Raw genomic sequence first — 13,247 nt, 5'->3', positions numbered from 1 at the left:
CTTCATCACGCCGTCAGACGCGCAAGCCCCAACGAGCAGATGATCTGCGGTTCGCCGGAGTGTTCCTCATCGTGGATCAAGCAAAGCCGATCCTCCTCGCGTAGCGCCAAGACCAACTCGGCCAATTTGTCATCGCTGATCCCGGACTTCATCTGCCGGTTTAAGGTGTCGGTCGCAGACTGGCGCAGCGGGAAGCGGTAAATTTCTTCGATGGCTTTGCCGAGCGCCGGAAGGTCGAACAGCGTTCCTTTCACCTTGTCGGCATGGCGCTTGAGCCGTTCATAGGTTCGGAAGCGGGCACCGGAGGGACGCCCCAGTTGCCCACCCACCTGTTTTTCCTCGGCGGCGATGTGCTCGACGCCTTTGGCCACCATCGCATGGTGTTCTTCCTGTCGAGGCAATGCGGGCGTATTTGGCTCGCAAGCAGCGGCTTTCAGAATCTCGAACTGCGATTGGGTGACGTTCACGCCGTCCTTGTCCACCCAGGCCAAGGCGTCGTTGCTCTGTGCCGTGCGCAGATAGACGAGCGCGCCGTTGGGTCGTCCGTCCTGAGGCGTAAATGCCTTAGTTGAGTAGACGACCGATGGAAGCTCCGGGATAGCCTTCTGTAAAGCCGGATTTGCGTCGATCGCGTTCTTCCATATCTGATAGGCGTAGGACGCGAGATCGACCTCGGTATCCGCTTCACCATCCAAAATACCGGCGTTCTCGTTGTAGAGATCGACAAGTTCTTGGCGTTCGCCTTCGTCCTCGAAGAACGCTTCGTCAGTCCCAACAACTTCGGCGTTTTCCTTCAACCGCTGGCGGACGCGCGAACGCAACTGGATCAAGCGCTCCACACCGTCAGCAGGAAGAAAGGAATAGCATAGGATTTTCTCGGCCTTCTGCCCGATGCGATCAACACGGCCCGCGCGCTGAATGAGCCTGATGATCGCCCAAGGCAGATCGTAGTTCACGAGTATCGCGCCGTCCTGAAGGTTTTGGCCTTCGCTGAGCACATCGGTGGCCACCAAGACGCGGAGTTCTTCGTCGGGCTTGATCTTATCGCGCTTATTGTTGCTGCTCGGGCTGAAGCGCCATGCAAAAGTCGTAGGGTCCGACGTTTCGCCCGACACGGCGGCGATAGACGTGAGGCCGCTGCCCTTTAACTGCCGCTCAAGGTAGCGAACTGTATCTGCGAACTGGGAGAAGATGATAATCTTCTCGTTGGGATGTTTGTTGGTGAGCAGGTCGATTAGTGAAGCGAGCTTGGTGTCCTTCTCCGGCTCCCATTGACCACATTCGTCAAGAATCTTGAGAAGCTTAGCGCTGTCGGTCGTCAAATCTTTCTTCAGTTGCGCCACGAAAAGGTCGGCACGGAGCCATTTGAAGCGCTTCTTGTATTGCCCCGCGTAGAGCCGATACGTCTCAGCCGCCCGCGCTTGGAAGGCCGCTTCGTCGCCCAGATCGAGCGCCTCGGCGTCCTGAGTAGGTTCATCCTCGTCGTCTACGAACAGTTCAGCGGCGGCGTTCTGATCGTCGATATCCTCGTCATAGTTCGCGGCGTCCAAGAGCGCGGCATCCTGAGTGCCGAGCGGCAAAGGCAGGTCGTTCTCGATAGCGTGCAGGAAGATGTAGTTCCTGAGAATGTGGCGCTCTAACGACTGTTGGAATGCCTCACCGCTGCTTTCGAGCCGCTTGAACAGGTTAGTGCGGCAAAATCCCATCAGGCGTTTTCCAGCGCGCGATAGGTCGTCGAGTTGCTTTGCCTCATTCGGCGTCGGCGGTTTGTGCGGCTTCGCCGCGACGTAATTCCCGAGGCCATAGCGCGGTAAGTGCATGAGGTTGATCGCATCTACGACCGGCGCTGCGTACAGCCTAGCGTACTGATCAGCGACATCTTTGTCGTTGATCTCGAACCGAAGTGTTCGCGGCACGCGTTCTGGGAAATAGGAACGCGAACCATCCTCGAACGTCAGGAACTTGCGACCATTGGCAGGGTCGCTCTGGGCATAGTTATCCTGAATGAATGTGCGGGTTCGACGGACCATGTAGAGGCGCATCAGTTCGCGCCAATCATCTGTATATGTGCTCTTCTCAAAGGCGGCGAGAGACCGGACTGGGCATTGGTGGCGTCTGATGAACTCGGTTTCGCCGATATCCTGAAGCAACCGCTCTGGCCGAACAGCAATGTCGCGATCTTCGGGAACGAAAAGTCGCAATTGGCTGGAAAGGTCAACGTAGGACTTGTTGTATGGTGTAGCGGAAAGCAGGATGCAGCGGCTTTCGTTCTCCGTGAGATATTCCTGAATAGCGCGATACCTGCGCCCTTCTCGGTTTCGGAGGTTGTGGCTTTCGTCAATGAGCACCACGCGATAGCGGCGAAGCTCGGGAAGCTCGCGTGTAGCCCGCGTGACTGAAAGAACTTTCGCGATCAGCCGGTACTCGGAAACATAGTCCTCCCACATCTTCACGAGGTTCTTCGGGCATATGATCAACGTCTCGGTGAAGTGATCGTCCTGGAAGATCTTCGCGAGAGCCGTGGCCATCAGCGTCTTGCCAAGGCCAACCACATCGCCGATCAGAACGCCACCGCGCTTGTTTAGGTGGTGAGCCGCAATTTTGACCGCGGCCTCTTGATAGGCAAATAGCCGCTTACCGAACTCCGGCGGGATTCGAAATTCGTTCAGGCCCGCACGTGCTTCCTGGGCAAGATGATAGGCCATCTTCACATAAATGATGTAGGGATCGAGCGTTTGCTCCCGCGCCCAACTTTCCTCGATGACAGCGATTAATTCCTCTGTAATGTCGATGCACCAGCGATCTGACCACCGGTCGTCAAACCACTTCGCGAGCTTCGTCGTCGCGTCGTGATCAAGGACATCGACATTCAACTCACCCTGCTTTGAAAGCCCGGACAAGGTCAGATTGCTACTACCTAGAAAGCCTGTGATTGGGTTATTTGGATCTCTCCTGAAAAGCAGGTAGAGCTTTGCATGAAGTGGGTGCTTTAAAAAAAGCCGAACCGTGACTTGCTGCGATTTTAACTGGCCTGCAAGGCGGCGAAGGCCGGCCTCATCGGCATTGTTTGGCATTCCGAGCGTCAGTTGGACGCGGAAATCTTCTGCAAGCTTCTTTTTAAGGCGAAGCGCAGTTTGGTTATCGAGCGCTTGCTCTTCTTTTCCAGTGCCAAGTCCAATCCGCAATTCCTCTTGCGGGAGACGTTGCATCCCAACAAGGAGACGACACTGGCCTTCTTCACCGCCCGGCCAAGCAGAAATTAGGTCATCTACCGATTTCCACCCACGCATATTGAAGTATCCAACACAGAAATCTCCTCGTTCGGAAATCGCGAGGGTTTCCCGAAGTGCCGGAAGGAGGCCTGTTTCAATGTTGTCAAATATGCGCGGCATCGGCGAATATCCGTTCTTTCTCGTCCTGGCTCATTTTCGCCCAAAGGACCGGAAGTATCTCTCTGTTGAATTACCAATGAGCATGCCATATTTTCTCCATGTATTCTACATGTTGGCTTTTCTTTTTCTCAGCCTTCTGGCTTTTTGCGCGAGAGGGCCACGTTCGGACGGCGATTCCCCAAAAATTGACAGTGAGCGCGTCCGGCTGTGGGAGATCGACGCGCCGGAGACTGGGGCGACGCTGCGAATGGAGCAGCCAGCCCTTTGACTGGGGGCGGACTGCCAGGGACCAACTTGGTGGGCCAGACAGGACTCAAGGTGGCGGATCATGCCGCCACCTTCCTCCCGAGCACTTGCTCGAACCAGAGGATGGCGGCCTCGCCTTCCTTGCGCGTGATTTCGTCCACGGTCCGGCTGTGGCGGATGCCGTTGCGCAGCTCGGCGAGCTGGCCGAACCGGGCGAGAAGGGTTTCCTTGTTGACGAAGCTCGGCTCGAACCGCGGCCACGAGGCTTTGCCGGTTAGGATGTCTCTGATTTCGCCAAGGTCGCAATATTCCAGCTTGCCTGCGGCGGTCTGGTAGAAGTCGGTATCGAAGGCGGCGTTCTTCTTGGCAGCGCGCTGGATGCGCTCCTCCACCTTTTGCAGGACATGCGGAGGCAATTGCGCCGGGTCACCATCGACGGCAGCCACAATAGCCTGTCGGAGCGCCAGTTCCGTGCGTTCGATAGCCTCATCCAGCTCTCGAACCTGCGGCGGCAGGTCGAGACGTTCCTTGATTAGGAGATTCTCGATCGCTTCCTGCAGGGTGCGCTGGCGCTCGGCGATGAACGCCTCGAAATCGTCCGGCGTGAACGGACTGCGCAGCAAGATGGCAAGAGCCGCCGGCGAGATGAAGTGCGACTCCAGGATGGCGCGCACCGCGCCCTCGCCGTTGTTGGCAATCAATTCCGGCAGGTAGGCGTTGGGGAGCCTCTCGCGGATCACCTTCCGGTTGGTATCGCCGGTCAGGGGCGTCCGGTTCAGGATCGTGTGGACCGCACCGCCCTTTAGGTGCTTAGCGCCCCAAGACGCCGGAACGATGTGGTGGTCGTCGAGGTCGTCGTGCTGGGGGGCATTGCCGCTCATCCAGTCCCGCGCACCCTGAAGCACCAGCAGGTTGAAAATGCCGTTATAGACCGACGTGCCGCTCTTGGTTTCCTTGCGCAGCTCCAGGTTCCGAAAGCGGAATTTGAACTCCTCGATGAGAGTGGGCTCGGCGGCATCGTCATCGAGCCAGGCCTTCACATCCAGGAAATCGCGGGCGCTGGTCGACTCCACGGAGCCGGAGTAGCGGTTGGTGAAGACCGACGCCCAATACCAATGCCGGACCTTGCGCTGCGCGTCGAGCTGGCGATTCGCGGGCAGCGCCTTTACCTGCATCCGCAAGGCGCAAAAAACGGGAAGAATGGAGACGTAGGGCAGGTACTTGGACGAGATCGCCCCGAATTCCTGCGGGTGGCGCAGGCGCTTGATCGCATCGGCGAGGCCATCGACGGCCTCGCTCCAGCGCCTCTCAAAGTCCTTTGTATCGGGAATCAGGACTTCCTTGCGGCGGGTGCCGTCCGGGTCCCGCACCGGCTTTTCCTGGCCCGGTAGCAGGAAGTAAAGGTACTTGGGCGAGCAGTAGGCCTGGCGCAGGATGGACATAACCTGCAGGATGTATACGTCCATCTTGTCGGTATCGACAAAGTTCAGGCGCGGTTCGGCATCCCGCCAGAGCTGCTTCAGGCGCAACCCCTTGGGCTTGAGAAGCGCATTAATCAGGTCGAATACGTCGAGGCGGACGCCCCGACTGTTGATCTGTGTGAAAATATCGCAGACCTTGTCTACCTCAAGGTCCTTATCAAGCTCGATGTAAGATATCTGATACTGCTCGGTTATACCTTTCAAGTGCTCGCCGAAGACTTGTGCATTCTCGGCATGTTGTTTCGCCTCCGGCTGTTCAGCGGCTTTCTTTCTCCAGAACTCTGCGTAGCCTTGCACCCAGTTTGGCAGCTCCCATCCGCCAGCACCGATAATCGAGAGGGGAAAGATGTGGTCGGCGTATTGCGTTTCGCGGTTTTTCAGAAGCTTCGCGCATGGACGGGTCAGCCGGTCGTAGTGGAAGGCCTCGTCATCTTGCTCGGCCATAAAGCGGTCAACCCGCACGAAATAGAAAAATCGGTTGGAGCGGTTGGGAAGCGGAACGTCCGGTGCGAGAAACGCATAGTGCAACGCGGTTAGGCGCTGCTGGCCGTCCAGAACAATGTACTCCGGCCTGCCTTGACCATTGAAGCCGTAAATGTCCTCACAGGACAAAGCCTCGAAACTCTCTTTCTTACCCTTCCATAACAGCAGGCTGCCGATGTAGTAGTCGAGAAAGATCGAGCGCATCAGCTCCCGGATATCCCAGGGCCTCCACTCGAATTCCCGCTGGAAGTCTGGAATGACGAACCGCCCCTCACGGAGCCTGCTCACGAGGGTGTTCAGGCTGACATGGTCAGGCTTTTGTGCGTCCTTCATTCAAGCTTCCCCCCGATAATCTCGGCCGTCAGACGCTGCCTGCGCCGTGTCCGCGGCTCGGCCGGTCTCGGCACGCCTCTATCTACGAGGGCAATTAAGTTGAATTCGCTGTCGGCCATGCCCCCTCTCAAGCAAATCCTGGATAGCCGGTCGGGCCTAAAAAAGCCATCCCAGCGCGTCTCGGCAAAGTTGAATTACCTAAGCACGTATGCAACTTAGTTGTAAAGCCAGCCGTAGCCTGATTGGGGAGGTATCTTAGCGTAATGGTCCAGAGGGTGAGATGGCTTAGCTCCTGGCTCAAAGCAGCAAAGGCCCCCGGCGCACAAGCGCCGGGGGCCGGTCGTCCGGCTCAGCCGTCAAGGACCGAAAGCTCGGCTTCTTCCGCGCACCGGATGCGCCACGACTCGTAGCGCTCCTCGCTACCGTCGGCGTTCCGGAAAACCCTCGGCTCAGCGACGTACTCGACGCCCAGTTCGGCCGCCAGCACGGGACGAACCAGGGCGCTGATCTCCCGGTAGCGGCCCTCGTAGCAGAGGTCGTAAATCGCCGATACGGGATCGTGAAGCGGAGCCTTGATGTCGTAGTTTTCCGCGTAGTCGCCGACGACGGCGATGCGGTCTCCGGCCCAGCGGCCGATGATGCGCTCGCCGAAGCCGCGGGTTTCGGTCAGGTCACCGCCGCCCCGGCCGTTCGAGCAGACCAGCAGGACGAAGAGCGCCTGCGGGGTGCTCGGAAAGCTGCCAAGCTGTTCGCAGGCCTTGAGGCCGACGGCAAGCCTGTGCGGATTGATGAACTCCCGCTTGTCGAGGTTCACGAGATAATGGTACTGGCCCATGATGGTCTCCTTTCGTTCGAGGGTTTTCTCAAGCACGGAGACCGCAGGGCCGGACCGCTCAGGGGGCGGGTCATGACCAACACGGGCCTTCGCCAAGGGCTTCGGCCCGCAGGCGGGGGCTGGCGCGGGCCGGACATTGACCCGCCGCCGCGGTCGGCTACGACGTGAAGCTTGAGAAGACAGGGACGGAAGGAGCCGGGCCAGTCGCTGTCGGAATGAGAAGCGGGCAGAAGCGGCAGCGAGAGAGCGTCACCAGGCCATACGGATCAGCTTTCCGAATCAGCAGGAGGGCGAAAGTACAAGACGGCGCTTTTGCCACAAGCTCGCCACAGGCCGAGACGGGCTGGAAAAGACAATGGCGGGTTTCTGCGGGTTACGGAGGGATGGCATTTTGTGGCAAAAAAGGCCCCGAAAGGCCTTTATTTACCGTAACTTTCAGCTAAGTGCTTGATTATAAAATGGCGACCCCGGCAGGAATCGAACCTGCAACCCCCTGCTTAGAAGGCAGCATAATTTCATTTGATAGCAACAAGTTAGAAAGATATCGCCACAGACTCGCCACAAGGCCTCTGGTTCACCCGCTCAATAAGTCCAGATTTTTTCTCGTCATTTGCTTCTGCGCGCTCGATCAGATGTCCGTAAATGTTCAGTGTTGTCGCTATGTTGGTATGGCCCATAAGTTTCTGAATACGCTTAAGGCTAACGCGCTGTTCGATCAGCATCGACGCATAGAAGTGCCTCAGGTCGTAGGGAGAGAATTTTCGTCTTTCGATCATTTTACCATCCCTCTCAACCTGTTCAATTAACCCAGCCTCATGGCATACGGCGTCAAATCCAAGTTTTCGCCAGTTACTGACGGATTGCCAAGCTCCCGTAGCGGTTGGGAAAACCAGGTCGTACTTGTTTGTTATCCCGTGCTTGTTGGCATAGTGCAGAACCATATCAGCCGTGTCGCGGCTCAGATTGATCCACCGCCATCCTGCGGGCGTCTTGGTAACCGAAATCTTGTCGCCATTTCTCTCGATGGCTCGATCAACCTTCACCTCGGTTCGGCTAATATTGAAGTCAGGCAGCGCGAGATACTCGCCGGGACGCATGCCGGTATCTCCCGCAAGGTAGAGCATCGGCCTGTACCTCTCCCAAGCCCTGGCGATCTGGCGGTTCTTAGAGTTGGCAAGCCTGTCGGCGGCTTCCAGCAGGGCACGAAACTCCTCAACCGTTGGCGGCGTGACAGGTTGCTCGTACCGGGAGGCCATACTTATACTGATTCCAGACGCAACGTTGCCGGAGAGATGGCCACGAAGTGCCATTTCATTTAGAACGGTGTGAAAGTATGTGAGCGTCTTTCGGGCTAGGTAACGCGAAGGGCAATTGGTCAAGAGCCACGATCTGAACTCGACGATATCTGGCGGCTCTAGCTCCAGCAGTCTTTTTTGCCAATCATATGCCTTCATAAATTTCGAATAATACTGGTAGTTTACCAGCGTATAGGTGGTGACTGGATCATTCCCATCTGTCCCTTCTTTCTCACAAATTTCTAGCCACTTATTGATCGCTTGAGGAACGGTGACGATGGTTTTATCGCTGATCCGGCTTGATTTTTGCGCTCTCCCGCTTTCGACAAAATCCTTTGCCTCCTTCAAAGTGTCGAAGGTGGCATAGGCATAACCTGACTCGCTTGCCTTGTTCGGGTAACGGACCTGATAGGTGACGCCCTTCGCGCCTTTTCTCTTTCGAATGTCTGCCATAAACCAAGTTGTGCACAAATACTTGCCAGAATCAACCGTTTCTGTACGGTTTTATAACTTCAAGCTTCTCTCCGCCTCGACTTGTCGGCGTACGTATACGCCGATAAGTGTCTGTTTCTCTATCTTCAACTTGCCTTCAATTGGGTCTACGAAGAAGGGCAGTTTGCGCCGCCCGTGGGCGTTCGCCTCTGCCGCTCGTTTTATTTGACGGGCGGTCAGTTCGACACCCATCTCGGCGAGAACCTTCCTCGCCTGTTCAAGGTCGATGTAACAGGGCTTCGTCATTGCGGCACCTTCACAGCTTGAAGTCGTCGGCCGCGCTGCGGTACGGCCCCCGGCTCAGGACCTCCTGAACCTCTTCCCCTGACTTCTTGCGCGGGATCACGTCCTTTCCCTTGCCGTCGGTCGGGTTGATGTAAAGCGTCACGCCGCGGGAATACTGCACGGCATGATCGTGCTCAATCTTCATTAAGGCTTCGTAGATGGCCTGCATAATGTGGCGAAAGTGCATTTCGCCGGGAATCCTGATCTTCATCTTACTTCATCTTTCCGGGCATAAAAATCCCTAAATATTGGTTAGCCTATATCCAATTATATTTTATGGTTATTAAAGCATTATTAGTATTTCCTAAAATGCCGTGCATTTCCGCCGGTCTCCGCGGGCTCTCCTGACGCGGCGCAGCATGGCGCGGTCCTCTCGCGCGCCTTCGCGTCCTGCCGTGCCTGAACGTTCCTCTTCCGTGTTCTCGGCCTTCAACCTCCGGTGTCTCCGCTTCTTCGGCGGGTGATGCCTGGCCCTCTGGCGTCTTCCTTTTCCGTTTCCTTCGCCTCCTGCCCGGTGGCGTGCCTTTCCGTGGGCGAGTGTGTCCGGGGATCGCAGGAAAGGCCCTGACGGTCAGGGTCTCGTAACCGAAAGGAGACACTGCAATGTCCCAGATCATCACCGCAGCAGAGCTGCAAAACCGCACGCTTTCCGACCTGCAAACCCTCTATCGCAAGGCTCAGGAGGAGCTGACGCGCAGCCCGCGCGGCTCGGCGGACCGGCGCAACGCGCTGGCCAGCCTGGAGAACATCTCCCGCGCGATCGCGCGGGCCAGGGCAAGGCATCTCGCCTGCCAGCCTCGGCCCCGCTTCTGACCTCCGCTCTTCGGTCCCGTGGGTTCCTCACGGGATCGATTTTTATCTCATCCCGTGATTCACCCCGCGAGGACCGCGCGAGGCGGCAAGAGCGGGGCCGCTGGCATCCTCTGGTGCATGGCAAAGTCTCGCGCAAATCCCCGAAAGAAACCGGCGTCTCCGGACGGCCTCGATCCGCGCCTCGTCGAACTCGCGCGCTATCTTGCGCGCCGGGCGGCGGAGCGGGATTATGAGGCTCTACGGAAACTGCACGATCAGCCGGAGCATCTTCCGGCCGGGCGCAAGGAAGCGACATGACCGCGGTGGCCATCTACGCGCGCTATTCCTCGGACAATCAGCGCGACGCCTCCATCGAAGACCAGATACGCCTCTGCCAGGAACGCGCCGCGAAGGAAGGCTGGCGCATCCATAACTGCTACACGGACCACGCGCTCTCCGGCGCGAGCCTGATGCGCCCCGGCATCCAGATGCTGATGCAGGACGCCCTCGGGGGACGGTTCGAGGTCATCATCGCCGAAGCGCTCGACCGGCTCTCGCGCGACCAGGAAGACATCGCCGGGATTTACAAGCGCCTGCGCTTTGCCGGGGTGCGCATCGTTACGCTCTCGGAAGGGGATGTTTCCGACCTGCATATCGGCCTCAAAGGCACGATGAACGCCCTTTACCTCAAGGACCTCGCCGACAAGACCCGGCGCGGCCTGCGCGGCCGGGTCGAGGCGGGCAAGTCCGGGGGCGGGCTCACCTACGGCTATGACGTCGTGAAGAAGTTCGACGCCAGCGGCGAGGCGATCCGCGGCGAGCGGACGATTAACGCCGCGCAGGCCGCAATCGTTGTTCGCATATTCAACGACTATGCAAGCGGGCGCTCGCCGAAGGCGATCGTCCACCAGCTCAACAAAGAGGGCGTGCCGTGCCCGTGCGGGCAGGCCTGGGGGGCCAGCACCATTCACGGCCACCGGCGGCGGGGCACCGGCATCCTGAACAATGAACTCTACATCGGCCGGATGATCTGGAACCGGCTGCGCTACATCAAGGACCCGGAGACGGGCAAGCGCGTCTCTCGGCTCAACCCCGAGAGCGAATGGATCGTCAAGGACGTTCCATCCCTTCGCATCGTGGATCAGGAGCTGTGGGAGCGGGTCAAAGCCCGGCAACGTGCGCTGGAAGCCACTGAAGAGAACAGCGAGAGTGCGGGGTTCTGGGATCGCCGCCGCCCGCAGTACCTGTTCTCCGGCCTCTTGAAGTGCGGGCAGTGCGGCGGCGGCTTCGTCAAATACTCCCATGACCGGCTGGGCTGCGCCACGGCCCGGAACAAGGGCACCTGCTCGAACCTGCTGACCATCAAGCGGTCAGAGGTTGAGGCCGCAGTGCTCAACGGCCTTAAATCTCACCTGATGGACGAACGCCTGTGCGCCGTGTTCTGTGAGGAATACACGGCGCACATGAACCGCCTGCGGATCGAGGCCAACGCCTCGCTGGAAGGCTACAAGGCGGAGCTGGGGAAGATCGGCCGCGAGGTTGATCGGTATCTGGATGCCATCGGCGGCGGCCTCCCGGTCGCGCAGGTCAAGGACCGGATGATCGCCCTCGAAGAGCGCAAGACGGTGTTGAAGGGCCTGATCGAGCGCAGCCGCGAGCAACCCGTGCTGCTGCACCCGAACATGAGCCAGCACTACCGCCAGCACGTCGCGGAGTTGATCGAAGCTCTGAACGACGAAGACCGGCGCAACCAGGCCACGTCGCTGATCCGCTCGCTGGTGGACCGGATCGTCCTGCGGCCTGAAGACAGTGACGGCGGGCGCAGCCTCGCCATCGACCTCGAAGGCCACCTCGCGGGCATTCTTTCGCTCGCCGCCAAGGGCGGCAAGGGCCAGCCCGAGAGCGGCTCGGGCCGGGAAACAAAGCTGGTTGCGGGGACTGGCCTTGGACACGGTTACCGGGGCGGCGCGAAGGGCGCCTCTACCGGCAAAACCGATCTCATTGATTCCATTGAGGAAATAAAGTTGGTTGCGGGGGCAGGATTTGAACCTGCGACCTTCAGGTTATGAGTTAGTTCGATGCGAATACGATCCTCTACGCGCGATTGCGCATAAATACGCTAACTGCCTGATATTGTTGACTTTTTATCGCAGTCGCGGCATTCTCCTGTGCGATCGGCTACGACGAATTTCCTTCCCTCTTGCTGACATAGTGCTGACTGAAGGACGCGCCGCAGCCTGATCGGGTAGCAGATTGTCGATCAGGAACCGCCGCATGGGCAAGCTTACCAAACGCACGATCGAGGCGCTGGCGCCGCGAGAATTCGACTACATCGCCTGGGACAACGACGTCCCCGGTTTCGGCGTCAGGGTGATGCCTTCAGGCCGCAAGAGCTTCGTTCTTCAGTATCGCGCCGGCCGCCGGTCGCGGCGAATGGCGCTGGGCTACGTCAACGTTGTGACGCCGGAGCAGGCGCGCGCGATGGCCATCCAGCATCTGGCCGCTCTGCGACAAGGAATCGATCCGCTGGCCGAACGCAATTCCGGCCGTGACGCGGTAACCATGAAGGATCTCACCGCCCGGTTCGATGCCGAGCACATCACGGTGCACCTGAAGCCCTCGACGCAGAAGGAGTACCGCCGCAGCCTCAAGAAGTTCATCCTCCCCGTCTTCGGCAACCGGCCGATCGCCGACGTGAGCCGCGAGGAGGTCGCTCGCTTCCACCACAAGTACCGGCATGTCCCCTACCAGGCTAACAGATGCCTGGAGATCCTCTCCAAGATGTTCAATCTCGCCGAGTTGTGGGGGCTCAGGCCCAACGGCTCCAACCCGCGCAAGCACATCAAGAAGTATCGAGAGGAGAAGCGCGAGCGGTTCCTCTCCGCAGCCGAGTTGCGCCGCGTCGGTGAGGTCCTCGACGACATGGAAGCCGAAGGGCTGGAGATGACGTCGGCGATCGCCGCGGTGCGCCTGCTCATCTTCACCGGCTGCCGGCTGAACGAAATCATGGCGCTAAAGTGGGCGTACATTGATCTCCGCGCCGGCACGCTGGACCTTCCCGACTCCAAAACTGGCGCCAAGGTGGTGCACATCGGCAAGCCGGCAGCGGATGTGCTACGCCGCATCCCTCCCCTGCCCGGTAATCCCTGGGTCATTACCGGCAAGTTGCCCGGCGCCCGACTGTCCGATCTGCAGCCGTTCTGGCAGCGGCTCCGCGCCAGGGCCGGCCTGAAGGACGCTCGCATCCACGATTTGCGCCACACCTTCGCGTCCGCGGCCGTCGCCGCCGGCCAAGGCCTGCCGATGATCGGCAAGCTACTCGGCCACACCCAGGTGCAGACGACGGCGCGCTACGCTCATCTCGCCGCCGATCCGGTGAAGGCGGCGGCGGAGCAGGTGTCGGCGGTGATCGCGAGGTCGGTGCTCGGCGAGGAAAGGGGCAACGCTGCGGACAACGAGTGAAGTTCAGCTGACAGTATCGCCGGCGATTGCCGGCGGTAATCCAGGCGAACTGCATTTGAGAAAATGAGGTTGCGCGGGAGGCGGTAGAGGGATTCTGCGGAGTGGCACCGATGGGTAGGGAGGCAGTGTCATGCAGGATTTCGCGGGCTGT

11 protein-coding genes and 1 tRNA gene are annotated in these 13,247 nt (G+C 59.0%); 5 read left to right on the top strand and 7 right to left on the bottom strand.

Features of this window, described 5'->3' with window-relative positions; translation table 11 throughout:
• Positions 1 to 5: 5 nt before the first annotated feature.
• On the bottom strand, positions 6 to 3,392 hold the full coding sequence (locus IPK66_06110; GenBank protein ID MBK8174843.1) for an NgoFVII family restriction endonuclease: 3,387 nt from the start codon (positions 3,390 to 3,392) through the stop codon (positions 6 to 8).
• Between IPK66_06110 and IPK66_06105 the strand changes: the two genes are divergently transcribed.
• On the top strand, positions 3,382 to 3,660 hold the full coding sequence (locus IPK66_06105; GenBank protein MBK8174842.1) for a hypothetical protein: 279 nt from the start codon (positions 3,382 to 3,384) through the stop codon (positions 3,658 to 3,660). The genes IPK66_06110 and IPK66_06105 overlap by 11 nt on opposite strands.
• A 58-nt stretch (positions 3,661 to 3,718) precedes the next feature.
• Here the strand turns inward: IPK66_06105 and IPK66_06100 are convergent, their stop codons facing one another.
• From IPK66_06100 to IPK66_06075, 6 genes are all read right to left on the bottom strand, one after another.
• Positions 3,719 to 5,935 (bottom strand): DUF262 domain-containing protein, encoded by a 2,217-nt coding sequence (locus IPK66_06100; GenBank protein MBK8174841.1) that lies wholly within the window; start codon positions 5,933 to 5,935, stop codon positions 3,719 to 3,721.
• A gap of 349 nt (positions 5,936 to 6,284) precedes the next feature.
• Positions 6,285 to 6,770, bottom strand: coding sequence for a hypothetical protein (locus tag IPK66_06095; protein MBK8174840.1), 486 nt, complete (start codon positions 6,768 to 6,770; stop codon positions 6,285 to 6,287).
• A gap of 459 nt (positions 6,771 to 7,229) precedes the next feature.
• Positions 7,230 to 7,338 (bottom strand) — tRNA-OTHER (locus tag IPK66_06090).
• Complete coding sequence (locus IPK66_06085; protein MBK8174839.1) at positions 7,304 to 8,518, bottom strand: site-specific integrase; 1,215 nt, start codon at positions 8,516 to 8,518, stop codon at positions 7,304 to 7,306. The genes IPK66_06090 and IPK66_06085 overlap by 35 nt, the downstream gene beginning before the upstream one ends.
• A 51-nt stretch (positions 8,519 to 8,569) precedes the next feature.
• The gene (locus IPK66_06080; protein ID MBK8174838.1) at positions 8,570 to 8,803 is read right to left on the bottom strand and encodes a hypothetical protein; all 234 of its coding nucleotides are present in this window, start codon (positions 8,801 to 8,803) and stop codon (positions 8,570 to 8,572) included.
• A gap of 10 nt (positions 8,804 to 8,813) precedes the next feature.
• Positions 8,814 to 9,053 carry a hypothetical protein gene (locus tag IPK66_06075; GenBank protein MBK8174837.1) on the bottom strand — a complete coding sequence of 80 codons (240 nt, stop codon included), beginning with the start codon at positions 9,051 to 9,053 and terminating at the stop codon, positions 8,814 to 8,816.
• A gap of 392 nt (positions 9,054 to 9,445) precedes the next feature.
• On the opposite strand from IPK66_06075, the gene IPK66_06070 reads away from it, so the two are divergent.
• The 4 genes from IPK66_06070 to IPK66_06055 all read left to right on the top strand — a co-directional run bounded on the left by IPK66_06070 (position 9,446) and on the right by IPK66_06055 (position 13,096).
• Positions 9,446 to 9,655 (top strand): hypothetical protein, encoded by a 210-nt coding sequence (locus IPK66_06070; protein MBK8174836.1) that lies wholly within the window; start codon positions 9,446 to 9,448, stop codon positions 9,653 to 9,655.
• A gap of 117 nt (positions 9,656 to 9,772) precedes the next feature.
• Positions 9,773 to 9,952 (top strand): hypothetical protein, encoded by a 180-nt coding sequence (locus tag IPK66_06065; GenBank protein MBK8174835.1) that lies wholly within the window; start codon positions 9,773 to 9,775, stop codon positions 9,950 to 9,952.
• Positions 9,949 to 11,703, top strand: a complete 1,755-nt coding sequence (locus IPK66_06060) for a recombinase family protein (protein ID MBK8174834.1) — start codon at positions 9,949 to 9,951, stop codon at positions 11,701 to 11,703. Before IPK66_06065 ends, IPK66_06060 begins: the two co-directional genes overlap by 4 nt.
• Positions 11,704 to 11,908: 205 nt before the next feature.
• Positions 11,909 to 13,096 carry a tyrosine-type recombinase/integrase gene (locus tag IPK66_06055; GenBank protein ID MBK8174833.1) on the top strand — a complete coding sequence of 396 codons (1,188 nt, stop codon included), beginning with the start codon at positions 11,909 to 11,911 and terminating at the stop codon, positions 13,094 to 13,096.
• Positions 13,097 to 13,247 lie beyond the last annotated feature (151 nt).

The organism is Rhodospirillales bacterium (assembly GCA_016712595.1).
Taxonomy (GTDB): domain Bacteria; phylum Pseudomonadota; class Alphaproteobacteria; order Rhodospirillales; family Defluviicoccaceae; genus Defluviicoccus.
This window is presented reverse-complemented; position numbering and strand designations above follow the sequence as displayed.